Below are 24,459 nucleotides of genomic sequence, written 5' to 3'. Positions count from 1 at the left end.
TTCTCCTCAGTGGACGGTGTATTCGGGGGTGGCCAGGGCCAGCGCGAGCAGCCGCGCGGGTTCCCTGATCGGGGTGAGCGCGGCGCGGGTGCGGTCGGTCCAGGCGTCGACGACGAGCATCCGGGCCAGCACGTCGAGCCGGTCGCCGCCCTCGAGCCGGTCGGCGGCGCCCGGGGCGAGTGCGACGAGTTGCTGGCCGGCCTTGAGCCGGGCCTGCGCCGACGAGGTGGTGAGCCAGGCCGTGCCGGACGGCCAGCCGCCCACGCTCGGCGGCCGGAACGGCACCTGGCCGAGCGAGCGCAGCATGCCGAGCACCTGGTTGCGCTGCTCGACGTCGAGCTTCGCCGGGTCGACGCCGAGCTGCCGGATCGCGCCGACCAGCCACTCCACCGGCTGCTTCACCAGGTGGCCGCGGGTGCCGGCGAACTCCGGCGTGGAAACCAACGCCCGCAGCATCGCGGTGACGTCCCGCTGACCGATCGGCGCCGGCGCCGGCTGGTCGGTCGAGCCGTAGCGCAGCCAGAGCCGGGCGGTGATGAAGGGCAGGTGCGCCGGGTGCCGCACGAGCAGGCCGGCGTAGGCGTCCACATCGTCCACGCCCGCCTGGCCGAGCAGGGTGACCGCCGCCCTGTCGTGCCGTCCCGCCTGGAGGGTGGCCGTTCCCGCCGCCCGGTCGACCTGCCAGCCGGTGAGCACCTTGGCGCCGGCCTTCACGTCGTCCTCGGTGTAGTTGCCGACCCCGAGCGTGAACAGCTCCATCAGCTCGCGGGCCAGGTTCTCGTTCGGCGCCCGGCGGGTGTTGCGCTGGCCGTCCAGCCACAGGATCAGCGCCGGGTCGCGGAGCATCGCGCGCACCAGGGGAGCGGTGTCGTGCGTGCCGTAGCGGCGGAAGGTCTGCTGCTGGGCCAGCATCAGCTGGGCCGAGCGCACCTTCTGCGCGCTGGTCGCCCAGTGCCCGTGCCAGAAGAAGGTCAGCTTCTCGGCGGCGCTGCCGGTGGCCATCCGGCTCAGCCACCACCAGGTGGCCTCGGCGATCTGCGGCCGCACCGACCGGCGCGCCTGCTGCCGTTCCTCCCGGGTGGCGCCCTTGGCCAGCGCGCCGAAGGGATCCGGCCCGATGTCCGGCAGGCCGGGTTGTTCCGAGGCGGCGAACAGCCGGGCGAGCGTGGTCTCCGTCGTCTCCCGCGCGGCGGCGTCGACCTCGGCCTCGGTGGGGCCGAACGTCACCCGGCGCAGCAGGTGGGAGACGGCTTGGCGATCCGTCATGACCGCCAAGCTAGGCATCGAAGGTCAGGATTGTGTAAGAGCCGGGTCAGCCCGCCGAAAGGTTCAGCTCGAACGAGTAGCGGCTGGCCCGGTAGACGTGGCTGCCGTACTCCAGGGCGCGGCCGCTCGCGTCCCAGGCCGTGCGGCTCATGGTCAGCAGCGAGGCGCCGCGCTTCTCGGCCAGGATGCGGGCCTCGGCGGCGCCGGCCGACCGGGCGCCGATCACCTGCGTCGCGATCCGCGGCACGAAACCAGCCTGCCGCAACAATTCGTAGAGTCCGTGCCCGGCCAGGTCTTCCCGGGTGATCCGGATCAGGTCGAGCGGGATCGCGTTGTGCATCAGCGCGAGCGGCTCCCCGCCCGCATAACGCAGCCGCTCGAACCAGGTCACCTCGGTGCCGGCCGGAATCTCCAGCGCGGTCGCGATCTCGCTGGTCGCCGGGATCACCTGGAAGGCGAGCACCTCGGTGCGCGGCCGGCGGTCCGCGGTGACCAGGTCGTCGTAGAGGCTGGACAGCTCGACCGGGCGGCGCACCTTGGGGTGCACGACCTGGGTGCCGACGCCGCGTTTGCGCACCAGCATGCCGCGCTCGACCAGATATTGGATGGCCCGCCGGGTGGTGGGCCGGGACACACCGAGCCGCTCGGCCAGATCCACCTCGTTCTCGATCCGGGCGCCGACCCCGATCTCACCCTTCTCGATGAGCTCCTGCAGACGGGTCGCCACCTGGAAGTACAGCGGCACCGGGCTGGTGCGGTCGACCTCAACGGGGCGGACCGGGCTGCGCGGGGGAGAGAGATCGGATGTCATGGCACCTCCTTCGAGCCGATAGTTTGTCATGACAAAGTATTGACGTGGAAGCCCTCACGTTATTACATCGAAACGAACTCATCCACAGTCGTTAACAAATGAACACGGCCCGAGGAAGGAACCGCATGCCAGCGGACGAGGTACTGACCATGGGACGCCTCGGCGTCGACCTGTATCCCGAGCAGGTCGGTGTGTCGTTGCGGGAAGTCCGTACCTTCGCCAAGTTCCTCGGCGGCAGCGCAGCCAACGTGACCGTGGCCGCCGCCCGCTACGGCCGGCGGGCCGCGATCGTCTCGCGCACCGGCGCCGATCCATTCGGTGAGTTCCTGCACGACGCGCTGCGCGGCTTCGGGGTGGACGACCGGTTCGTCACCCCGGTGCCCGGCCTGCCGACCCCGGTCACGTTCTGCGAGATCTTCCCACCGGACGACTTCCCGCTCTACTTCTACCGCTTCCCCAAGGCACCGGACCTGGTGATCAACACCGAGGAGCTGGACCTGGACGCGATCCGGGACGCGGACATCTTCTGGGTCACCGGCACCGGGCTGTGCCAGGAGCCGTCCCGCTCGGCCACGCTCGCCGCGCTGGAAGCCCGCGGCAGGCGTGGAATCACGATCTTCGACCTGGACTACCGGCCGATGTTCTGGGAGTCCCGCGAGGTGGCCCGCGAGTGGTACCAGCGTGCGCTGCCCTATGCCACGGTCGCGGTCGGCAACCTCGACGAGTGCTTCACCGCGGTCGGCGCCAACGAACCCCGCAAGGCGGCCGCCGCCCTGCACGACGCGGGCATCGAGCTGGCCGTGATCAAGCAGGGTCCCAAGGGCGTGCTCGCCTCCGGAAACGGCGTCGAGGTGGAGGTGCCGCCGCAGCCGGTCGAGGTGGTCAACGGGCTGGGCGCGGGCGACGCGTTCGGCGGCGCGCTCTGTCACGGCCTGCTCAGCGGCTGGGACCTCGAGCCGTTGATGCGCTTCTGCAACGCGGCCGGCGCGATCGTCGCGTCCCGGCTCTCCTGCGCCGACGCCATGCCCACCGAGGCCGAGGTTCGCGCCCTGCTGGAAGGACCGTCCCGTGCCTGACATCGGGGACCTCGTCGAGGCCCGGATCCGGCGGCCGCACGCGATCGCGGACGCCGCCGCCGCCCGCCGGCGCCCGTCCTCCCTGCTCGGCGACCACGGCCGGCTGATGATCATCGCCGCCGACCACCCGGCGCGCGGCGCGCTGCGGGCCGGCAACGACCCCCTGGCCATGGCGAACCGGGCGGACCTGCTGGACCGGATCTGCACCGCGCTGGCCCGGCCCGGCGTGAACGGCGTGCTCGGCACCCCGGACATCCTCGATGACCTGCTGCTGCTCGGCGTGCTCGACGACAAGGTGGTGATCGGCTCGATGAACCGCGGCGGGCTGGCCGGCACCACGTTCGAGATGGACGACCGGTTCACCGCATATGACGCGCCGTCGCTGGCCGCGGCCGGGTTCGAGGGCGGCAAGATGCTGCTGCGCATCGACCCGGACGACGCCGGCACGGTGACCACGCTCGAGGCCTGCGGGCGGGCGGTCGGCGAGCTCGCGGGCGAGCACCTGATGGCGATGGTCGAGCCGTTCATCTCGCACCGGGTCGACGGCCGGGTGCGCAACGAGCTGTCCGCCGAGGCGATGATCCGGGCCATGACGGTCGCCGCCGGGCTCGGCACCACGTCCGCCTACACCTGGCTCAAGGTGCCGGTGGTGCAGGACATGGAACGGGTCATGGCGGCCACCACGCTGCCCGCGCTCATCCTCGGCGGTGAGGTCACGGCGGATGCCGACGCGGCGTACGCGCAGTGGTCGAAGGCTCTTGATCTGCCGACCGTGCAGGGCCTGGTGATCGGCCGGAGCCTGCTCTACCCGCCGAACGGTGACGTGGCGGACGCGGTGGACCGGGCGGTGAGCCTGCTGTGAATCCGACTGCGCGGGTGAACCCGCTGATGCCGAAGGGCAGCACCGCGGACAAGCCGTTCGAGCTGGTGGTGACGCCGGAGAACGCGGGCTGGGGATACAGCGGCCTGCGCGTGCTGGACCTGCCGATCGGGTCGCGGGCCACCTTCCACACCGGCGAGGACGAGATGCTGGTCCTGCCGCTGTCCGGCGGCTGCGACGTGACCTGCGACGACGAGCGGATGACGCTGACCGGCCGGCGCTCGGTGTTCAGCCGGGTGACCGACTTCGCCTACGTGCCCCGCGACGCCAAGGTGACGGTGCGCGCGCCCAGCGGCGGCCGGTTCGCGCTGCCCTCCGCGCGGGCCACCCGCAGGCTGCCGTTCCGCTACGGCCCGGCCGAGGACGTGCCGGTCGAGTTGCGCGGCGCCGGGCAGGCCAGCCGTCAGGTCAACAACTTCTGCACCCCGGACACCTTCGACTGCGACAAGCTGATCGCCTGCGAGGTGCTCACCCCGGGCGGCAACTGGTCGTCCTACCCACCGCACAAGCACGACGAGGAGTCCGACGGCGAGTCGTCCCTCGAGGAGATCTACTACTTCGAGGTGGCGTCCGCGCCGGCCGGCACGCCGGGCTCGGCCTACCAGCGCGTGTACGGCCACGCGGACCGCCCGATCGACGTCTGCGCCGAGGTGCGCAGCGGCGACGTGGTGCTGATCCCGTACGGCTGGCACGGCCCCTCGATGGCGGCGCCCGGCTACGACCTCTACTACCTGAACGTGATGGCCGGTCCGGGCGACCGCGCCTGGCTGATCCGCGACGACCCGGCGCACGGCTGGGTCCGCGGCCTGTGGGCCAATCAGCAGATGGATCCGCGGCTCCCGATGACCTCCGTAACGGAAGGAAAGCGCTCGTGAGGCTGACAGTCGCCCAGGCCGTCGTGAAGTTCCTGGCCAACCAGTGGACCGAGCGCGACGGCGGCGAGCAGCGCACCATCGCCGGCTGCTTCGGCATCTTCGGGCACGGCAACGTCGCGGGCCTCGGCCAGGCCCTGCTGCAGGCGCAGCGGACCGGATCGGACGACCTGCCCTACCACCTGGCCCGCAACGAGCAGGGCATGGTGCACGCCGCCAGCGGCTACGCCAAGATGAAGAACCGGCTGTCCACGATGGCCTGCACCGCGTCGATCGGGCCCGGCTCGACCAACATGCTGACCGGCGCCGCGCTGGCCACCGTCAACCGGCTGCCGGTGCTGCTGCTGCCCAGCGACGTCTTCGCCACCCGGGTGGCCGCGCCGGTGCTGCAGGAGCTGGAGGACCCGCGGTCCTACGACGTCAGCGTGAACGACGCGTTCCGGCCGCTGTCGCGGTTCTTCGACCGGGTCTGGCGGCCCGAGCAGCTGCCGTCCGCGCTGCTCGGCGCGATGCGGGTGCTCACCGATCCGGTGGAGACCGGCGCGGTGACCATCTGCCTGCCGCAGGACGTGCAGGCCGAGGCGTGGGACTTCCCGGACGAGCTGTTCCGCAGGCGGGTGTGGCACGTGGCCCGCCCGGTGCCGGAGCCGGCCGCTCTGGGCCGCGCGGTCGAGGTGATCCGGGCCGCCGAGCGCCCGCTGATCGTGGTCGGCGGCGGAGTCGTCTATTCCGAGGCCGCGGCCGAGCTGGACGCGCTGGCCCGGGCAACCGGCATCCCGGTCGCGGACACCCATGCCGGCAAGGGCGCGCTGTCCTGGGACCACCCGAACTCGGTCGGCGGCGTCGGCTCGACCGGCACCCCGGTGGCCAACCGCCTGGCCCGCGAGGCGGACGTGGTGATCGGCATCGGCACCCGTTACAGCGACTTCACCACCGCGTCGCGCACCCAGTTCCAGAACCCGGACGTCAGGTTCGTGAACCTCAACGTGGCGTCCTTCGACGCGGCGAAGCAGAGCGCCACGGCGGTGGTCGCCGACGCCCGCGAGGGGATCGCCGCCCTCACGGCCACGATCAAGCGCGAATGGGACAATTCGTACGCCGAGGACGTGGCCGCCTGGCAGCGCACGGTCGAGCGGGCCTACCACTCCGGGCACGGGCCGCTGCCGTCGCAGGCCGAGGTCATCGGGGCGGTCAACGACGCCTGTGGCGAGCGGGACGTGGTGGTGCAGGCGGCCGGCAGCATGCCCGGCGACCTGCAGCTGCTGTGGCGCGCGCGGGATCCGAAGCAGTACCACGTCGAGTACGGCTACTCGTGCATGGGCTTCGAGGTGGCCGGCGCGCTCGGTATCCGCATGGCCGACCCCAGTCGTGAGGTGTTCGCCCTGGTCGGAGACGGTTCGTACCTGATGATGAGCCAGGAGATCGTGACCGCGGTCTCGGAACGGATCAAGCTGATCATCGTGCTGGTGCAGAACCACGGCTTCGCCTCGATCGGCGCGCTGTCCGAGTCGCTCGGCTCGCAGCGCTTCGGGACCAGCTACCAGTTCCGGGGCGCGGACGACGACTACGACGGCGGGAAGCTGCCGATCGACCTGGCGGCCAACGCGGAGAGCCTAGGCGCCGCGGTGATCCGCTGCCGGAGCATCGCCGAGCTGACCGAGGGGCTCAAGCAGGCCCGCGACGCCGATCGGCTCACCGTCGTGCACATCGAGACCGACCCGCTCAGCCCGGTGCCGTCCAGCGAGAGCTGGTGGGACGTGCCGGTGTCGGAGGTCTCGACGCTCGACAGCACCAGGGCGGCCCGGGCCGCGTACGACGACGCGAAGCGCGCCCAGCGCGACTACCTCTGAGGGAGAAGGAACAGCACCGTGGCAACCATCGAGCACTGGATCGGCGGCAGCACGACTGCCGGGACTTCCAGCCGGCGCGGCACCGTCTTCAACCCCGCCACCGGGCGGGCCCAGCACGAGGTGGTGCTGGCCGAGATCGCCGACGTGGACGCCGCCGTGGCGACCGCGAAGGAGGCGTTCCAGACCTGGGGCGACGCGTCGCTCAGCGCGCGTACCAAGGTGCTGTTCGCCTTTCGGGAGCTGGTCAACGCCAACGTGAAGGAACTCGCGGAGATCATCTCCGACGAGCACGGCAAGGTGCTGTCGGACGCGGCGGGGGAGGTGCAGCGCGGCCTCGAGGTGATCGAGTTCGCCTGCGGCATCCCGACGCTGCTGCAGGGCGGCTTCTCCAACCAGGCGTCCACCGGGGTGGACGTGTTCAGCTTCCGCGAGCCGCTCGGCGTGGTCGCCGGCATCACCCCGTTCAACTTCCCCGCGATGGTGCCGATGTGGATGCATCCGGTGGCCATCGCCTGCGGCAACACCTTCGTGCTCAAGCCCAGCGAGCGCGACCCGTCGGCGTCGAACTTCGTGGCGAAGCTGTGGCAGCGCGCCGGGCTGCCGGACGGCGTCTTCAACGTGGTGCACGGCGACAAGGTGGCGGTCGACGCGATCCTGGACCACCCGGACATCGCCGCGGTCTCCTTCGTCGGCTCCACGCCGATCGCGAAGTACATCCACACCCGCGGCACCGCGAACGGCAAGCGGGTGCAGGCGCTCGGCGGCGCCAAGAACCACGCGATCATCCTGCCCGACGCCGACCTCGAGTTCGCCGCCAACCACCTGGCCGCGGCGGCGTTCGGCTCGGCCGGCGAGCGGTGCATGGCGATCTCCGCGGCGGTCGCCGTGGGCGGCGCCGGCGACCCGCTGATGGAGCTGGTCAACCGCAAGGCGAGCGAGGTCGTGGTCGGCTCGGGCCGGGACCCGAAGAGCGAGATGGGCCCGGTGGTCACCGCCGCCGCGAAGGAGCGCATCGAGTCGCTGATCGGCTCCGGCGAGCGGCAGGGCGCGAAGGTCACCGTCGACGGGCGCGGGCTCAAGGTCCCCGGCTTCGAGGACGGGTTCTTCGTCGGCCCGACGGTGATCGACCAGGTCGGCGCCGAGATGGACGTCTACACCGAGGAGATCTTCGGCCCGGTGCTGTCGGTCGTCCGCAGCGACTCGGTGGACGCGGCGATCGACCTGATCAACGCCAACCCGTACGGCAACGGCACGGCGATCTTCACCAGCAGCGGCGAGGCGGCCCGGCGGTTCCAGCGCGGCGTGAACGTCGGCATGATCGGCATCAACGTGCCGATCCCGGTGCCGATGGCCTACTACTCGTTCGGCGGCTGGAAGGACTCACTCTTCGGCGACAAGCACATCCACGGTCCGGAGGGCGTCTCGTTCTACACCCGCGCCAAGGTGGTCACCTCCCGGTGGCCGCACGTCGAGCAGGCGCACGGCGCCAGCCTGCACTTCCCGACGGCGTCCTGATGCGGCACCTCCAACTGGGCAGCTGCCCCGACTCGTGGGGCGTCTGGTTCGCCGACGACCCGCGGCAGACGCCCTGGCAGCGGTTCCTGGACGAGCTGGCCGGGGCCGGTTACCGCTGGCTCGAGCTGGGCCCGTACGGCTACCTGCCGACCGACCCCTCGCAGCTGAAGGATGAGCTCGCGAAGCGCGAGCTGACCTGCGCCGGCGGCACCGTCGCCGGCGTCGGCGGCCCGCACAAGGACTTCGCCGCGGTCATGGCCGAGACCCGGAAGGTGGCCGAGCTGACCGCCGCGCTGGGAGCGAAGAATCTGATCTTCGTGCCGGTGCCCGGCTACCGCGACGATGTCACCGGCGCCTACCACCAGCCGGCCGAGCTGGACCCCGTCCAGTGGGCGGAGTTGATCGCCAACAGCAACACCCTGGGCCGGATGCTCGCCGAGGAGTACGGCCTGGCGATGCGCTTCCACCCGCACGCCGACTACCACGTCGAGACCCAGGCGCAGACTTCGCTCTTTCTGGAGGAGACCGACCCGGCCTTCGTGTCGCTCTGCCTCGACACCGGGCACCTCGCCTACCGCGGCGCGGACGTCCCGGCGATCATCCGCAAATATCCGTCCCGCATCGGCTATGTCCACATCAAGCAGATGGACCCGGCGATCGCGGATCTGGCCGTCCGGGAGGACCTGCCGTTCGGGCAGGCCGTGGCGCGGGGCGCGAGCGTCGAGCCACCGGCCGGCCGGCCCGATGTCCCCGCAGTCCTCGAGGCGCTCAGCGAGCTGGACGCCGAACTCTTCGTCGTGGTCGAACAGGACATGTATCCCGTCGGCTTCGATCTTCCCCTGCCGATCGCCACACGCACCCGGCAGTACCTCAATTCCGTCGGCCTGCACTCGCGCTGACGGTCTGACCCGCCCCCATTGGAAGGAACCGTAATGACGATCAATCGCAGCCGGGGAGCCAAGCTCCTCGCCGTGGCGGCGGTGGTGACCCTCGCGGTCACCGCCTGCAGCGGCGGCGGCCGGGAAGAGACCGACGACTCCACCACCGGCGGCGGCAACGCGGCCGGCAGCTCCGGTTACACCATCGCCTTCATCACCCACGAGACCCCGGGCGACACGTTCTGGGACAAGGTGAAGAACGGCGCCCAGCAGGCCGCCAAGGACACCGGCGTCACGTTGAAGTACTCCAACGACCCGGACGCCACCAAGCAGGCCCAGCTGATCCAGAGCGCGGTCGACTCCAAGGTGAACGGCATCGCCACCACCCTGGTCACCCCGGACGCGCTGGCCGGCTCGGTGAAGGCGGCCAGCGACGCGAAGATCCCGGTGGTCGGCTTCAACTCCGGCATCGACCAGTACAAGCAGCTCGGCGCCCTGATGTACTTCGGCTCCGACGAGACCCTGGCCGGGCAGACCGCCGGTGAGAAGATCACCACGGCGGGCGGCAAGAAGCCGCTCTGCGTCATCCAGGCGCAGGGCTCGGTCGCCCTCGAGGCGCGCTGCGCCGGCGTGAAGACCGGCGCCGCCGCCACCGAGAACCTCCAGGTGAACGGCGCCGACGACGCGGCCGTCGTGTCGACGCTGCAGGCCAAGCTCGCGGCGGACAAGTCGATCGACTACATCGTCACCCTGGGCGCCCCGATCGCCGTCGACGCCCTGAAGGCCATCGACGCGGCCGGCAGCCAGGCCAAGGTGGTCACCTTCGACCTGAACGCCGAGGTCGCGCAGAGCATCTCGGACAAGAAGATCGAGTTCTCCATCGACCAGCAGCCGTACGTCCAGGGCTACATGGCGGTCACGTCGCTCTACCTGAACCTCAAGAACGGCAACGACATCGGCGGCGGCAAGGCGGTGCTGACCGGCCCGTCCATCGTCGACGCCAACAACATCGCCACGATCCTCCCGTTCACCAAGAACAACACCCGGTAGTCCCCTCGGCGGTCGCCGGCCCACCCCCGGGCCGGCGGCCACCGGCAGCAGTGATCGGAGTTCCAGCCATGAGCCAAACCGTCCAGACGGCTCCGGCAGCTGCCCCCTCGGAGCCGTCGAACCGCGTCAAACTCGGTCTCTCGAACCGGATCCTGGCGCGCCCCGAGGTGGGCGCCCTGGTCGCGGCGATCATCATCTTCATCTTCTTCCTGGCGGTCGCCCCCGCGTTCCGCTCGACCGAGTCGTTCTTCACCGTGCTCTACCAGTCGTCCACCATCGGCATCGTCGCGGTCGCCGTCGGCCTGCTGATGATCGGCGGCGAGTTCGACCTGTCGGCCGGCGTCATCGTCACCACCGCGGGCCTGGTCAACTCGATGATGTGCTGGTACTTCGGCATGAATCTCTGGATCGGCGCGATCGTCTCGCTGATCTTCTGCCTGGCCATCGGGTTCCTGAACGGCTACCTGGTGATGAAGACCGGCATCCCCAGCTTCCTGATCACGCTGGGCACCTTCTTCGTGCTGCAGGGCGCCAACCTCGGCGTCACCAAGCTGGTCACCAACCAGGTGTCCACCCCCTCGATCTCCGACATCGACGGGTTCAGCTCGCTGCAGTCGCTGTTCGCCTCCAGCTTCAAGATCGGCGGCGTGACGGTCTGGGGCACGGTCATCTGGTGGGTGCTGTTCGTGGCGCTGGCCGCCTGGATCCTCACCCGCACCCGCACCGGCAACTGGTTCTACGCGGTCGGCGGAGCGGTGGACAGCGCCCGCGCGGTCGGCGTCCCGGTGATCAAGACCAAGATCGGCCTGTTCATGACGGTGTCGTTCCTCGGCTGGTTCGTCGGCATGCACACCCTCTACCGGTTCAACACGCTGCAGGCCGGCAACGGTGTGGGCAACGAGTTCCTCTACATCATCGCCGCGGTGGTGGGTGGCACGCTGCTCACCGGTGGCTTCGGCAACGCGATCGGCGTCGCGATCGGCGCCTTCATCTTCGGCATGACCAGCCTCGGCATCGTCTACGCCGGCTGGGACCCGAACTGGTTCAAGGCCTTCCTCGGCGTGATGCTGCTGCTCGCCGTGCTGGTCAACCTCTACATCAAGCGGCTCTCCACGACCCGGAAAGTGGGCTGATCGGCGATGACTGACACCCTTGCGGACCACGCCGACAGCCAACTGGTCAAAGGCGAGCCGCTGGTCGAGATGACCGAGGTCGGCAAGTCGTACGGCGCGATCCGCGCCCTGCGCGGCATCAACCTGCGGGTCAACGCGGGCGAGGTGACCTGCGTGCTCGGCGACAACGGCGCCGGCAAGTCCACCCTCATCAAGATCATCTCGGGGCTGCACGCGCACAACGAGGGCAGCCTCAAGGTGGACGGCGCCGACCAGCACTTCTCGTCCCCGCGAGAGGCCCTGGACCACGGCATCGCGACCGTGTACCAGGACCTCGCCGTGGTGCCGCTGATGGAGGTCTGGCGCAACTTCTTCCTCGGCTCCGAGCTGCGGGCCGGCAAGTATCCGCTGGCCGCGCTCAAGGTCAAGGAGATGAAGCGGATCGCCGACGAGGAACTGCGCAAGATGGGCATCGTCGTCAAGAACATCGACCAGCCCATCGGCACGCTCTCCGGCGGCCAGCGCCAGTGTGTCGCCATCGCCCGCGCGGTCTACTTCGGCGCGCGTGTGCTGATCCTCGACGAGCCCACCGCGGCGCTCGGCGTCAAGCAGTCCGGCGTGGTGCTCAAGTACGTCGCGGCCGCCCGGGACGCCGGCCTCGGCGTCGTGTTCATCACCCACAACCCGCACCACGCGTTCCTGGTCGGCGACCACTTCGTGATCCTCAAGCTGGGCCGCACCACGCTCGACCGCAAGCGCGACGACGTCACGCTCGACGAGCTGACCGCCCAGATGGCCGGCGCCGACGAACTGGCCGAACTGTCCCACGAGCTGAAGCGGTAGCCATGGTGCGAGTGGGAGTCATCGGCACCGGCATGATCGGTCAGGACCACATCCGGCGCATGACACACGTGCTCGCCGGAGTGCGGGTCACGGCGGTCACCGACGTCAACGCCGGTGCCGCGGCGGCCGTCGCGGCCCCCATCGGCGCGACCGTGCACGCCACCGGTGAGGAGCTGATCCTCGACCCGGAGGTGGACGCGGTGGTGGTCTGCTCGTGGGGGCCGACCCACGAGCAGTACGTGCTCGCCTCGATCGCGGCCGGCAAGCCGGTCTTCTGCGAGAAGCCCCTGGCCACCACGCAGGAGGCCTGCCTGCGGATCGTCGAGGCGGAGGTCGCGCACGGCAGCCGGCTGGTCCAGGTGGGTTACATGCGGCGGTACGACGCGGCGTACCGGGCCTTGAAGAGGGTGGTCGACTCGGGCGAGCTCGGCGCGCCGTTGATGATGCACTGCGCGCACCGCAACGCGTCCGTGCCGCCGCACTACACCAAGGACATGGCGATCACCGACACCGCGGTGCACGAGATCGACATGGTGCGGTGGATGTTCGGCGAGGAGATCACCGCGGCTCGGGTGCTGGTGCCCCGGCGCAGCGCGAACGGCGGCGAGCTGCAGGATCCGCTGTTCCTGATCCTCGAGATGGCGAGTGGCGCGCTGGTCGACGTCGAGATCTCGGTGAACATCCGCTACGGCTACGACATCCGCGGCGAGGTCGTGGGCGAGAGCGGCACCGCGGCGCTGGGCGAGCTGAGCCCGGTGTCGGTGCGCGCGGCCGGCCGGCACGCGACCCCGGTGCCGGTGGACTGGCGGGAACGGTTCCTGGCCGCCTACGACGTGGAGTTCCAGGAGTGGATCGCGTCGATCAGCGGCGGCGGCGCGCCGGTCGGGCCGAGCGCCTGGGACGGCTACGCCGCCGCGGTGGTGTCGGACGCGGCGGTGGCGGCACTTCTCTCGGGCGACCGGGTCGCCGCCACCCTGGCCGAGAAGCCGAAGCTCTATCTGGAGGCGTCGTGAAGATCGCGCTCGACCCCTACATGATGCGCAAGGTGCCGCTGCTCGAATTGCCGCGCCTGGTCGCCGACCTCGGCTACCGGCACATCGAGATGTCGCCGCGCGACGACTTCCTGCCATTCTTCCTGCATCCGCGGGTGGACCGGGCCGGGGTGGCGGCGTTCAAGAAGGCCCTCGCCGACGCCGAGGTCGAGGTGGCGTCGGTGCTGCCGCTCTACCGGTGGTCCGGCCCGGACGAGGACGAGCGGCAGGCGGCGGTCCGCTACTGGAAGCGGGCCATCGAGATCACCGTCGACCTCGGTGTGACAGTGATGAACTCCGAGTTCAACGGCCGCCCCGAGCAGGCCGCCCGCAGCGAGTCCCAGTTCTGGCGCTCGATGGAGGAGCTGCTGCCTATCTTCGAGCGCGAGGGCGTGCGGCTGGTGCTCGAGCCGCACCCGGACGACTTCATCGAGGACGGCATCGCCGGCGTGAACATGGTCCGGGGCATCAACTCCGACCTGGTCAGCTTCCTCTACTGCGCGCCGCACACCTTCCACCAGGGCGGTGACCTGGCCGCGGTGATGAAGCACGCCGGGCCGCTGCTGACCCAGCTGCACCTGGCCGACTCGTTCGACCACCGCGGCTCGTCCGGCCTGCGCTACATCGTCAACCCGCCCGGCTCGGCCGCCCGGATCCACCAGCACCTGGACATCGGCCAGGGCGAGGTGGACTGGGACCTGTTCTTCCGCACGCTCACCGAGGTCGGCTTCGACGGCATCGCCACGGTGTGCGTCTTCGCCTGGGAGGAACGCGCCGAGGACAGCGCCCGCGTCAACCTGACCCGGATCAACGAATATCGTCAGAAGCATGGGTGAGCAGGACGCGAACAGACTGGCCAGGGAATCGTTGTCGGCGGGCGACCCGACCGGCTGGTTCGACCGGCTCTATGCCGAGGCCGAGCAGGGCGTCGCCGAGGTGCCGTGGGACCGCCCGGCGGCGACGCCGCTGCTCTCCGCCTGGGCGGCCGACCTCGGGCTGAAGGGGGAGGGCCGGCGCGCCCTGGTGGTCGGCTGCGGGCTGGGCCGCGACGCCGAGTTCGTGGCCGGGCTGGGCTTCGCGACCACCGCTTTCGACATCTCCCCGACCGCGGTACGCACGGCCCGCGCGCGGCACGCCGGTTCGCCGGTGACCTACGTGGTCGCCGACCTGCTCGACCCGCCGGTGTCCTGGCGGCACGGCTACGACCTGGTGGTGGAGAGCAACAACGTGCAGGCGCTGCCGCGCGAGCTGCGGGCGCGGGCGATCGCCTCGGTCGGCACCCTGGTGGCGCCGGGCGGCACGCTGCTCGTGCTGGCCGCCGCGATCGCCGAGCCCAGCGACGAGGGGCCGCCGTGGCCGCTGACCCGCGACGAGGTCGCCGCGTTCGCCACCGGCGGCCTGATCCGCGAGTCGCTGGAGGAGCATCCCGCGGCGGACGACCCGCTGAGCCTGCGCTGGCGTGCGGTGTTCACACGACGATGAACGCCGGTGGTTCGTGCCGCAGGAAGTCGTGGTGCGAGATGTCCCAGCCGTAGGCGCCGGCCCGGCCGAACACCAGCAGGTCGCCGATCCGGAGCCGGTCGACCCGCCGGGCCCGGGCCAGCACGTCGCGCGGGGTGCACAGCTCACCGACCGCGTCCACCTCGGCGTCCACCACCTCGGGGCGCGGCCACGGGTGCGGCCACTCGTCCACCGGCAGCACGGTGAACGGGTGGCTGTAGCCCCACGCCGCCGGGAGCCGGAAGTGGTGGGTGCCGCCGCGCAGCACCGCGAACCAGCGGCCGTGCGTCCGTTTCAGGTCGAGCACCTCGGCGGCGTACCAGCCGGCGTCGGCGGCGAGGATGCGGCCCGGTTCGGTGAGCAGTTCGACGCCGGGCGGCGGATCGGGGACGGCCGCGCGCAGAGCGTCCAGGTCGATGGTGTCGTCGCTCAGGTAGTCGACGCCGAGGCCGCCGCCGACGTTGACCAGGCGCAGGTCGATGTCGTGCGCGGCGGCGGTCCGCCGGGACCAGTCGAGGCTGTCGGCGATGAAGGCGGCGTGCGCGGCGGCGTCCAGGTTGTTCGAGACGGCGTGCAGGTGGAAGCCCTCGATGCGGCGGCCGGTCCGGAGCAGATCGGCCAGATCCGACTCGTCGACGCCGAAGGGCGTCGGTGCGCCGGTCATCGTGTGCGAGCCGGGAAGGGTGGCGGAGCGACGGTTCACCCGGATCGCGATGCGCGCGTCCGCGGGCAGCCGGCGCAGCTCGTGCAGGCTCTCCACGTTGATCTGGGCGCCCGCCGCCACTGCCGCGGCGAGTAGGTCGTCGGTCTTGGCCGGGCCGCTCACCACGATGCGGCGGGCGCCGGAGGCCACGGCGAGATCGAGCTCCCCGCGGGAGGCCACGTCCAGGCCGTCGCAGGTGGCGGCCAGGGTGCGGACCACCGAGGGGTGGCTGTTCGCCTTCACCGCGTACAGCAGGATGGTTTTCGCGGGGAACGCGGCCCGGACCCGGACTGCCTGCTCGCGCAACGCGGAGGTGTCGTAGACGAACGCGCAGCGTGGTCGCGGCACCGCCAGCAGCGCCGCGGCGATCGCGTCAGGCGGGCGCATGCAGCGGGTTCCGCACCGGCAGATAGGCGTCGCCGTCGCCGCCCAGACGCATCCGGACCAGGGCTTTGTGGGGCACCATCGGCGCGGTGAAGGCGGCCCGGTCGCGGCGTGCGGCCGGATTGCCGCCGAGCGCGTCATACGTCTCGTCGATCACCCTCCGCACGGCCCGCCAGGCCGTCGCCTCGTCCAGGCCGTGCGTCTCACCGAGCCGGATCACCAGTTCGCCGAGGTGCGCCTGCAGGGCGGTGTAACCGATCTTGGCGCGCAGCACCCTCTCGTCGTCGGTGCCGACCACCGAGCCCGGCCAGAGGTTGACCGCGAAGCCGGCCGCCGCCAGCCGCGGCAGGTGCAGGCGCAGCCCGGCGAAGTCCCGCAGCACCAGCCGGGCCGGCGCGCCACCGACGAAGGTGGGCAGGCAGTTCTGCAGGTGCGCCTCGAACGCGACACCTTTGGTCGTCAGCCGCAGCAGCGGGGGCAGCAGCAGCCGCGCATAGGCCTCGAGCCAGGTCGCCGGCGTCAGCCCGGACGCGGCGAGCAACTCCGGCAGCCGCGCTCCGATCGCCCCGCCCGGGATCGCCTCCTCGCCGTCGGCGAGCCGCCCGGTCAGCCCGTCGCGCAGGATCGCCGACAGGTCGCGCCCCGAACCGGCGGGCACCGCGGCTCCCGCGGTCTCGGCGAGCAGGATCAGCCGGTGGCCTTCCGGGTCGTCGGCGGCGAGCCGGTGCAGCAGGGTCGACACGGCCGGGCCGTTGCGGGTGCTGGCCACGCTGATGCTGCGCCGCGTCGAGGTCACCTGGATGTCCAGCGAAACCTTCAGGTAGCGGCGGCGGCCGTCCGCTCCCGGCGGCAGCAGCAGGGTGCGCAGCGCGGCCGTGGGCACCGCGTCCAGAGTGCCGTCGACGATCCGCAGGGCGCCGTCGCGCAGCAGGTCCCGGTAGCGGGTGGGCAGAATCGTGTCGCGCTGCCACTCGTGCACGGGCTGCAGGCGGTAGCCCGGCGGCGGGTCCGGCAGCCACGGGTAGACCGCGGTCAGCGCCGCCCCGACGTCGTCGCCGACATGCCCGTCGTCGCGGACCGCGACGAAACCGATCGTGGTGTACCCGGCCTCGAGGTCGTGCGCGAGCACGTCGGTGGTGTCCCATCCCAGCCGGGTGCGCCCGCACGGATGCAGGTTGTGCCCGGCCACGGCCAGCCGCTCGAGCTGGATGGCCCGCTCGTCCGCGTCGGTCGCGAGGTCGCCGCGGCGCTGCCGGGCCATCGCGATCGCCAGGTTCACCACCGCGTTGCGCAGCTCCTGGGCGAACCCCGGCGCGTCCAGGCCGGCCAGCAGGTCGACCGGGTCGTCGGCGCCCGCCTCGGCGAACTCCACCCGGTCGAAACCGTGCGCCACCCCCTGCCCGGCATGGCGCGCCCGGGCATCCCCGATGTCCTCGCGGACGAGCGCGCCGCGCAGTCTGCGGCCCACCGTGTCGGCCGCCCGGGGCAGCGCCGCGGCATAGGCGCTCACCAGCTCCGGAGCGTGCACGGCCAGGGCCGCCTCGGCGTGCGCGGCGGACACGGCCAGCCGTCCGCCGGTCAGGCTGTAGGTCATCGGGCTCCCGCCATCGGGTTGTCCAGGTGGCACCACACGTCGTCGAGCGGATCGGCGGCGAGCCGCATGGCGGTGGTCGCCTTGAGCGGCAGCGGTTCGCGCAGCATCGCCTCGGCGTCCTCCGTCCCGGTCCGTGTGATCGACTCCGCGATGATTCCCCACAGCCGCAAGGGGTCGGCGTCGTGGTGCTCGCCGAGCAGGGCGACCAGTTCGGCGGCCACCGTGCCCAGGCACGCGGCGGCCAGCTTGGCGCGCAGCTCGGCGGGGTCGTCGCAGGGCAGGTCACCGCGCAGATCCGTGTCGTCGGCCCGCGCCCTGCGGACCCGCACCCCGCCCAGGTCGCGATAGAGGATCCGCGTCGGCCGGCCCCTGGTCAGCCCGACCAGCGTGTTCTGCCCGTGCGCCTCGAGCGCGACCCCGCGGTCCAGGACCACCATCAGCGATGGCCAGAGGATCTTCGCAAGATCCGCCAACCACCGGTACGGGTCCCCGCCCGCCCGCGCGACGGCCTGGCTGATCAGCGGCGGCGTGCCGGCCTTCAAGGCGCCGAGCGGGACGATCGCCTCGTCCCGCGCCGGGCGTGGCGCGGCCCGGCGCAGGTGTGCCATCCGGCGTTGCGGCTCGCCGCCGACCAGCACGGCGCCGGCGCCGTGCTCGGCCAGGATGTCCAGCGGCAGGTCGCGGGTCAGCTCGGTGAGCAGGGCGGACAGCCGGGGTCCGTTGTGGATGGCGGCGGGGGAGACGGTGCGGATCGCGGAGGTCATCCGCACGTCGACAGCGGTTTTGATGTGCTCGCCGGGGATCGCGATCGTGCGCAGGGACATGAGGGGGCGGCCGGGGGCGGTGCGGCCGGCGTCGGTGAGCCAGGGGTGTTCGGCGCGCAGGCGGGCGGACTGCCACGGGTGGGCGTAGAGGACCGGTGGGCCGTCGCCGATCCACCGGTCCGGGGGGACGGCCAGCTTGTGGAGTTGGAGGTGGGGGCGGTGCTCCGGGGCGTAGGCCAGCACGTCGGCGGTGGTCATGCCCTCGCGGGTGCGGCAGCACGGGTGCAGGGGGTGTCCGTCGAGGACCAGTTGTTCCAGGCGGGCCAGGCCGTCGGGGTCGCCTTCGGCGCCGGCCAGGGTCCAGCCGGTCTCCGGGCGGGTGGGCTCGCCGGCTTTCCGCCGGGCGTCTTCGTCCAGCCCGGCCTCTTCTTTGGGCCGGGCTTCCTCTTTGGGCCGGGCTTTGACTTTCGGCTGGGCCTGTCCTCTCGCCAGGGCGAGGGCGAGGTTGGCGACGCTGTTGTCCAGTTCGGCGGCCAGGGCGGCGTCGGGCCAGAGCATTCGCGCCAGCGCACCGGGATCGGTGAGGTGGGTGCCCGCCGGCTCACCCGGCCTGCGCACCCGCACCTCCGCGAGCAGCGGCGTCGCGAACGGCCGCGCGGCGTCGGTGGGGAAGATCACCTCCGATCCGTCGGCGAAGGTCACCCGCAGGAGACCGAGCCCGCCGCCTGGTTCGCGATTCACCAGGCCGGGGAGCGGTTCGCGATCGAGCGCGCCGAGAAGCCGGCCGAGCACGGCCGCGGTCGCTTCCGGGACCGCGGTGTCCAGGCGTTCCAGCAGGTCGGGCCGCAGGCGAGCGACATCGGCGCGGGTCTGCGCGACGTCCGGGAGGGTTCCGGTCGCGCTCACGAACCGGCTCAGGGACGGTGCCATCCGACCATTGTCCGGCGACCGCGGGATGACCATCATCCTAGGACGCGCCAGGCGGTGTGCGCCGCTCGGCTCGGACTCGGCGACGACAGGCAACATCCTAGGATGCTTTACAGGGTGTGCGCGACCTCCCTCCGGCCGGCTGAGGTCAAAGACAAACAGGAATCAACGACGCCTGATCGAGCGGGTCCGCTACCTTTGCCGCTCGGGCGATCGGGCGGGGGCCGATGACATCTTTCGACGACCACGAGCGGTCGCGGTGGGCCGGGCGCGCGGCGGCGTATCAGCGCAGCTTCGCCACGTTGTGCGCGCATCCCGCCGACGCCCTCCTCGACGCGGCAGGTGTCGAAGCGCGCGACCGCGTGCTGGACGCGGGCACCGGACCCGGCACCGTCGCCGCCCTGGCGTGCCGCCGCGGCGCCGACGTCGTGGCGGTCGATGCCGAACCCGACATGCTCGACGTGGCACGCCGACGGGTTCCGGCCGAGTTTCACCAGGCGACGTTGCCGAGGCTGCCCTTCGCCGATCGCTCCTTCGACGCGGCGGTGGCCAACTTCGTGATCAATCACGTCGGAGATCCCGCGGCCGCCATCGCCGAGCTGCGGCGGGTCGTTCGGCCCGGCGGACGCGTGGCCGTCACCATCTGGCCCTACCCCCAACCGCCCCTGCAACGGCTGTGGGGGGAGATCTTCGACGCGTCCGGGGCCGAACGCCCGGCCGAGACACCGCGGCTGGACGCGGACAAGGACTTCCCGCGCACTCCCGACGGACTCTGCGGCCTGCTGACCCGGGCCGGCCTCACCGACGCCCGCTGCGAGACCCTCAGCTGGACCCACCGCACCGACCCCGAGGACTGGTGGAGTGGACCCGCGAACGGCATCGGCGCCCTGGGAATGCTGATGGAACACCAGCCGCCGCACCTGCTCGCCCGCATCCGGCAGGAGTTCGAACGGCTCACCGCCGCCTATCGCGACGGCGCCGGACGGCTGGGCTCCGCGTCGGTGGGCTGACGGCCCGCTCGTTCGCCGCCAGTTGTTCTCGAGGGCCGGCCGGTGGTGGCGTATCGGGGCCGGCTGTAGCTTCCCGCGAAAAACAACGCTAAGAAGTTGATCTAAGGCCTGCTCGTTCTGCGGCGCCGCCGACACCCCGCCCGGCCCCTGGTCCGCGGCCCCCGCGTGACCATCTGCGGCACCTGCGCACAACGCGCCGCCGAGAACGCCACCGCCCGCGCCACGACTGACCGTTCCGGCGCTCTCACTGCCGGGCAGATCCTGAGGTGTCGCGCGGAGGGCGATCGAGATCTGCGCTCTCGGCGATTCCCCGCGCGATGCCGAGCTCCACCAGGTCCTGGGGCCGCAGCCGCAATCGCTCGGTGGTCACCCGCACCTCGGACGGCGGCCGCTTGAGGATGGCCGTGGCCGCCTCGGGTGAGATCACCGCGAAGTAGCTGTCCGGCGTGACCCACATCCGGCCCGGGGCGGCGAACGCGAGCGCACCGCCGGAGCCGCCCTCGCCGATCAGCATTGTGGTGACCGGCATGGTGGCTGACGCGATCGCGGTGAACATGTCCGCGATGGCGGCGCCCGCAGCGGTCTGCTCGGCTTCCCGGTCGTTGGCCGCGCCCGGCGTGTCGACCAGGGTCAGCACGGGGATGCCCATTCTGTCGGCCAGGCGGACCAGCCGTGCCGCCGTGCGGAACCCGGCGGGCCGCGTCACCGTTCCGCATTGCGCGGCATAGGCGACGGTGACGCCGTCACGATGGCCGAACCCGCAGAGCACTCCGGGGTCGACGCCGCCGCACCGGTCACCGCTGATCGATTCGCGCCAGTCGAAACACTCGTCGAGGTACGCCTGCGCGCGCGGACGATCGGGTGCGCGTGCGCGTCGTACGGCATCCCAGCCGGTCTCGGGCAGCGTCGCCGAGCCCAGCGCACCCGGCACGAAGGCGGGCGCTGCCGAGGGCGTTGTCAGCAGCCGCAGCCAGCGCTCCAGCCGGCCCCTCAACTCAGGGTGGGATACGACCTGGTCGACCTGCCCCGCAGCGAATTGCTCCGCGACGGTGTACCCGGGCGGACGCACCCGCGATCCGGCGAAGCCGACCTGCGCTCCGTTCAGTCCGATGATGACGTCCGCGCCGGCGCCGAGCGTGGCCCAGCCACCGCCGGTCGCCGGGTCGCGCAGTACTGCGATGTGCGGAAGCCCTGCGTCACGGGTGAGAGCGAGCTGACGGGCGATGCGTTGCAGCTGGGTCAGCGCCGGCGTGCCCTCCTGCATCCGGCTGCCGCCGGTCGCGATCAACGACACCACCGGCACGGTGAGCTCGCGCGCCCTGGTGAACGCCTGCTCGATCCGCCGGCCGGTCCGGGTGCCGAGCGAGCCGCCGAGGAAACCGAATTCGAATGCCACCAGTACGGCTGTGACACCGCCGATGTCGGCGACACCGCAGACGACCGACTCGGGTTCGCCGGTGCGATCGCGCGCGCGTGCCAGCGCCTCGTCGTAGCCGGGCCAGCCGAGCGGGCCGTCCACTGCGGGCGGTTCACTCGCGTCGGGTAGTTCGGTGAACGCCCTGGCCACTCGACTGATCATGGCGCGTGCGGGCTCACGCACGGAGCGCTCGCTTCACGACCTTGCCCATCTCGTTGCGCGGCAAGGATTCGACGAAACGGACGATTCTGGGGCGCTTGTGCGGGGTGAGTAGTCGTGCGACGTGGTCGACGAGCTCGCGTTCCTCCGGCGCGGCGCCGACCGGCACGACCCAGGCGACGATCCGCTCACCGAGGTCGTCGTCCGGCTCGCCGGTCACCGCCGCTTCCGCTACGCCCGGATGCTCCAGCAGCGCGTTCTCGATCTCGCCCGCACCGATCTTGTATCCGCCGCTCTTGATGATGTCGGTGGCTTTGCGGCCGACGATTCGGTAGTGGCTGTCGGGGTCGCGCATGCCGATGTCCCCGGTGCGGAACCAGCCGTCGACGAACGCCTCGGCTGTGGCGCCGGGCTGGTTGAGGTACTCGGTGAAGAGGTTCGGTCCGCGTACCTGGATCTCGCCAATCGCACCGGATTCCTGGATCGGCGAACCGCTGTCGTCGACGAGCCGCACCTCGACTCCCGGCAGCGGGACGCCGATCGAGCCGGGCTTGCGGTCGCCGTCCGCGCGGGTGCTGGTGTTCATCAGTGTCTCGGTCATGCCGTACCGCTCCACGACCAGTTGGCTGGTCGCCGCGGCGATGCGCTCGTGGTCGGTCGCCGGCAACGCCGCCGAACCCGACACGAGCAGCCGTGCCTGCCGCAGCGCCGCGACGAGTTTCGGGTTGCCGTTCACCTCGTCCGCGATGCGGTGGTACATCGTCGGCACGCCGAACAGCATCGTGCCCCCGTCCGCGAGCGCCCGTGCCACCTGATCTGTGGAGAAACCGCCGAGGTGGTGCAGCGTGCCTCCGCGGCGCAGCGGACCGAGCACGCCGAGGATGAGCCCGTGCACGTGGAACAACGGCAACGCGTGCACCAGCACGTCGTCCCCGGTCCACTGCCATGCCTGCGCCACTGAGTCCAATGTGGATACGATCGCTCGGCGCGGCAGCACGACGCCCTTCGGCGCTCCCGTGGTGCCTGAGGTGTAGACGATCAACGCGGGTGCCCCGGCATCCGGCTCCGGTGGCAGCTCGGCCCCTCCCGGGTCGAGCGTGACATCCCGGCGGGCCACCGGCAGCAGGCCTTCCGGCAGTCGTGTGCCGGGAGCCGCGAGCACACCGGCGGGCGCGCTGTCCGCCACGATGTGCGCGAGTTCCCGTTCCCCGATTCTCGGGTTGATCGGCACGGCGGGCACCCCGGCGAACCAGGCGGCGACGACCGCCACGCACGTCTCGAGGGACGGCGTCGCCCAGACCGCCACCCGAGGCAGCCCCACCAACTGCTGTGCCAGGGCTCCCGCGCAGGATGCCAACTCGGCGTGGGTGAGGGTGCGATCGCCGAAGCGAAGCGCGACGCGGTTCGAAGGCGATGCGAGAAGCAAGACGGCTCACCAGACTCCGGGGACGACAAGGGCGAGCCACACCAGCGGCGGCGCCGCCGCCACCACGATCCCGCCGTAGACCATGAGCTGCTTGAAGAACCGGTCGCGGTCGACGTCCTGCGCACTGGCCAGCACCAGCGCGCCGTTGGTGGAGAACGGGCTCACGTCGACCACCGTTGCCGACACCGCGAGCGCCGCGATCAGCCCGACCGCGCTGACGTCACCACGCAGCAGGAACGGCACGGCGAGCGGGATGAGCGCGCCCATGATGCCGACCGACGAGGCGAACGCGGACACGATGGCGCCGATGTAGCAGATCAGCAGCGCGGCGATCAGCGGGGCACCGACGTCGGCGACGGAGTTGCCCGCCCACTTGATCGTGCCCATCGTCTGCAGCACGCCGACGTAGGTGAGGATGCCGCAGATCAGCAGCACGGTGGGCCAGGTGATCTGGGTGATCGCCTGCTTGCTCTGCTCCGGCCACACCACGCTGAGCAGCACCGCCACCGTGATGGCGGCGAGGCCGACGTCGAGGTCGAACACCAGCGTCGCCGCCACCAGCGCGGCCAGGCCGGCCAAGGTGGCGATGCGCGGTGCGGTCAGGGTGACGCGCTCCTCGGCCTCGGTCTCGGCCTCGGTCTCGGCCGCGTCGCCGTTGCCGTCGCCTCCGCCGCCGGTGCGGACGAGCGCGGGCGCGTCCAGGGGATGCCTGGCCAGTTTCAGGCCACCGAGTACCACGTACACCACGGCCGCGATCACCAGGTTCACCACGGCGCTTGCGAGGAACAGCACGATCTCGTTGCCCGGCAGGCCCTCCTCGGCGACGATGCCGTTGACGATCGTGCCGTAAATGCTGATGGGGGAGAACCCGCCCGCCTGCGCGCCGTGCACCACCATCACGCCCATCAGCAGCGGGCTGATCTTGTATTTCGCGGCGAAGCCCATCGCGATCGGCGCGACGATCGCGACCGCCGCCGGGCTCACCGCACCGATCGCGGTCAGCAGACCGGTGATCGCGAACATCACCCACGGCATCAATGCGATCCGCCCACCGACCAGCCGGATCGCCATGTGCACCAACCAGTCGGTGGTGCCGTTGGCCCTCGCGATGGCGAACAGGAACGTCACGCCGACCAGCACGACGAACAACGAGCCGGGGAAGCCCTCGAAGATGTCGTCGGTCTCCATGTCCGCGACGAGCGTGCCGACACCGAAGGCCGCGGCGAACGCGAGCGCGCCCATGTTGATCGACCGGGTCGTGGCGATCACGAACACCACGACCAGCACGAGTATCGAAATCAGTTCGGGGGACATCGGGCGCTCCCGTCGTTGGGGATCCCAGTGGCGCAGTGGCTCAGCCACTTTCCCTCTGCGGCCCGGGAACTGTCAAG

The 24,459-nt window shown here is 71.4% G+C and carries 21 protein-coding genes; 13 read left to right on the top strand and 8 right to left on the bottom strand.

Annotated features, from left to right (window positions below; all coding sequences use genetic code 11):
• Window positions 1-6: 6 nt before the first annotated feature.
• On the bottom strand, window positions 7-1,266 hold the full coding sequence (locus tag ACZ6TI_RS15095; protein WP_465345620.1) for a DUF1800 domain-containing protein: 1,260 nt from the start codon (window positions 1,264-1,266) through the stop codon (window positions 7-9).
• Between the two features lie 46 nt (window positions 1,267-1,312).
• The gene (locus tag ACZ6TI_RS15090) at window positions 1,313-2,077 is read right to left on the bottom strand and encodes a GntR family transcriptional regulator (protein ID WP_465345619.1); all 765 of its coding nucleotides are present in this window, start codon (window positions 2,075-2,077) and stop codon (window positions 1,313-1,315) included.
• Between the two features lie 125 nt (window positions 2,078-2,202).
• Here ACZ6TI_RS15090 and iolC point away from each other — a divergent pair, with 125 nt between their 5' ends.
• The 12 genes from iolC to ACZ6TI_RS15030 all read left to right on the top strand — a co-directional run bounded on the left by iolC (window position 2,203) and on the right by ACZ6TI_RS15030 (window position 14,666).
• Entirely contained in the window at window positions 2,203-3,153 is a 951-nt protein-coding gene (gene iolC, locus ACZ6TI_RS15085; protein ID WP_465345618.1) for a 5-dehydro-2-deoxygluconokinase, read from the top strand.
• Entirely contained in the window at window positions 3,146-4,015 is an 870-nt protein-coding gene (locus ACZ6TI_RS15080; RefSeq protein ID WP_465345617.1) for a Cgl0159 family (beta/alpha)8-fold protein, read from the top strand. The genes iolC and ACZ6TI_RS15080 overlap by 8 nt, the downstream gene beginning before the upstream one ends.
• Window positions 4,012-4,908 carry a 5-deoxy-glucuronate isomerase gene (iolB, locus tag ACZ6TI_RS15075; RefSeq protein ID WP_465345616.1) on the top strand — a complete coding sequence of 299 codons (897 nt, stop codon included), beginning with the start codon at window positions 4,012-4,014 and terminating at the stop codon, window positions 4,906-4,908. The genes ACZ6TI_RS15080 and iolB overlap by 4 nt, the downstream gene beginning before the upstream one ends.
• Complete coding sequence (gene iolD / locus ACZ6TI_RS15070) at window positions 4,905-6,755, top strand: 3D-(3,5/4)-trihydroxycyclohexane-1,2-dione acylhydrolase (decyclizing) (protein ID WP_465345615.1); 1,851 nt, start codon at window positions 4,905-4,907, stop codon at window positions 6,753-6,755. Before iolB ends, iolD begins: the two co-directional genes overlap by 4 nt.
• 18 nt (window positions 6,756-6,773) lie before the next feature.
• Window positions 6,774-8,270 carry a CoA-acylating methylmalonate-semialdehyde dehydrogenase gene (locus ACZ6TI_RS15065; protein WP_465345614.1) on the top strand — a complete coding sequence of 499 codons (1,497 nt, stop codon included), beginning with the start codon at window positions 6,774-6,776 and terminating at the stop codon, window positions 8,268-8,270.
• Window positions 8,270-9,169 (top strand): TIM barrel protein, encoded by a 900-nt coding sequence (locus tag ACZ6TI_RS15060; protein ID WP_465345613.1) that lies wholly within the window; start codon window positions 8,270-8,272, stop codon window positions 9,167-9,169. The genes ACZ6TI_RS15065 and ACZ6TI_RS15060 overlap by 1 nt, the downstream gene beginning before the upstream one ends.
• 33 nt (window positions 9,170-9,202) lie before the next feature.
• The gene (locus ACZ6TI_RS15055) at window positions 9,203-10,198 is read left to right on the top strand and encodes a sugar ABC transporter substrate-binding protein (protein ID WP_465345612.1); all 996 of its coding nucleotides are present in this window, start codon (window positions 9,203-9,205) and stop codon (window positions 10,196-10,198) included.
• 68 nt (window positions 10,199-10,266) lie between these two features.
• On the top strand, window positions 10,267-11,331 hold the full coding sequence (locus ACZ6TI_RS15050; protein ID WP_465345611.1) for an ABC transporter permease: 1,065 nt from the start codon (window positions 10,267-10,269) through the stop codon (window positions 11,329-11,331).
• Between the two features lie 6 nt (window positions 11,332-11,337).
• Window positions 11,338-12,153, top strand: a complete 816-nt coding sequence (locus tag ACZ6TI_RS15045) for an ATP-binding cassette domain-containing protein (RefSeq protein WP_465345610.1) — start codon at window positions 11,338-11,340, stop codon at window positions 12,151-12,153.
• 2 nt (window positions 12,154-12,155) lie between these two features.
• Entirely contained in the window at window positions 12,156-13,166 is a 1,011-nt protein-coding gene (locus ACZ6TI_RS15040) for a Gfo/Idh/MocA family oxidoreductase (RefSeq protein ID WP_465345609.1), read from the top strand.
• Entirely contained in the window at window positions 13,163-14,020 is an 858-nt protein-coding gene (locus tag ACZ6TI_RS15035; RefSeq protein WP_465345608.1) for a sugar phosphate isomerase/epimerase family protein, read from the top strand. Before ACZ6TI_RS15040 ends, ACZ6TI_RS15035 begins: the two co-directional genes overlap by 4 nt.
• Window positions 14,013-14,666, top strand: coding sequence for a class I SAM-dependent methyltransferase (locus tag ACZ6TI_RS15030; protein WP_465345607.1), 654 nt, complete (start codon window positions 14,013-14,015; stop codon window positions 14,664-14,666). Before ACZ6TI_RS15035 ends, ACZ6TI_RS15030 begins: the two co-directional genes overlap by 8 nt.
• On the opposite strand, the gene ACZ6TI_RS15025 is transcribed toward ACZ6TI_RS15030, so the two are convergent.
• The 3 genes from ACZ6TI_RS15025 to ACZ6TI_RS15015 are packed head-to-tail and all read right to left on the bottom strand — an operon-like array spanning window position 14,653 to window position 19,059.
• The gene (locus ACZ6TI_RS15025; RefSeq protein WP_465345606.1) at window positions 14,653-15,774 is read right to left on the bottom strand and encodes a type III PLP-dependent enzyme domain-containing protein; all 1,122 of its coding nucleotides are present in this window, start codon (window positions 15,772-15,774) and stop codon (window positions 14,653-14,655) included. The two genes, ACZ6TI_RS15030 and ACZ6TI_RS15025, sit on opposite strands and share 14 nt — an antisense overlap.
• Window positions 15,761-17,365, bottom strand: coding sequence for an IucA/IucC family protein (locus ACZ6TI_RS15020; RefSeq protein ID WP_465345605.1), 1,605 nt, complete (start codon window positions 17,363-17,365; stop codon window positions 15,761-15,763). Before ACZ6TI_RS15020 ends, ACZ6TI_RS15025 begins: the two co-directional genes overlap by 14 nt.
• Window positions 17,362-19,059 carry an IucA/IucC family protein gene (locus tag ACZ6TI_RS15015; protein WP_465345604.1) on the bottom strand — a complete coding sequence of 566 codons (1,698 nt, stop codon included), beginning with the start codon at window positions 19,057-19,059 and terminating at the stop codon, window positions 17,362-17,364. Before ACZ6TI_RS15015 ends, ACZ6TI_RS15020 begins: the two co-directional genes overlap by 4 nt.
• A 224-nt stretch (window positions 19,060-19,283) precedes the next feature.
• Between ACZ6TI_RS15015 and ACZ6TI_RS15010 the strand changes: the two genes are divergently transcribed.
• Complete coding sequence (locus ACZ6TI_RS15010) at window positions 19,284-20,066, top strand: class I SAM-dependent methyltransferase (RefSeq protein ID WP_465345603.1); 783 nt, start codon at window positions 19,284-19,286, stop codon at window positions 20,064-20,066.
• Between the two features lie 244 nt (window positions 20,067-20,310).
• On the opposite strand, the gene ACZ6TI_RS15005 is transcribed toward ACZ6TI_RS15010, so the two are convergent.
• Genes ACZ6TI_RS15005 through ACZ6TI_RS14995 form a run of 3 tightly spaced genes read right to left on the bottom strand, consistent with a single transcriptional unit; the run spans window position 20,311 to window position 24,382 of the window.
• Window positions 20,311-21,633: a carboxyl transferase domain-containing protein gene (locus tag ACZ6TI_RS15005; RefSeq protein ID WP_465345602.1), complete on the bottom strand. Its 1,323-nt coding sequence runs from the start codon at window positions 21,631-21,633 to the stop codon at window positions 20,311-20,313.
• 25 nt (window positions 21,634-21,658) lie between these two features.
• Window positions 21,659-23,068, bottom strand: a complete 1,410-nt coding sequence (locus ACZ6TI_RS15000) for an acyl-CoA synthetase (protein WP_465345601.1) — start codon at window positions 23,066-23,068, stop codon at window positions 21,659-21,661.
• A 6-nt stretch (window positions 23,069-23,074) separates the two neighbouring features.
• Entirely contained in the window at window positions 23,075-24,382 is a 1,308-nt protein-coding gene (locus ACZ6TI_RS14995) for an SLC13 family permease (protein WP_465345600.1), read from the bottom strand.
• Window positions 24,383-24,459: the final 77 nt, after the last annotated feature.

This window comes from Actinoplanes sp. NPDC051388 (assembly GCF_055586225.1).
Note: the sequence above shows the minus strand (reverse complement) of the source record. Positions and strands in the feature narration are given on the sequence as shown.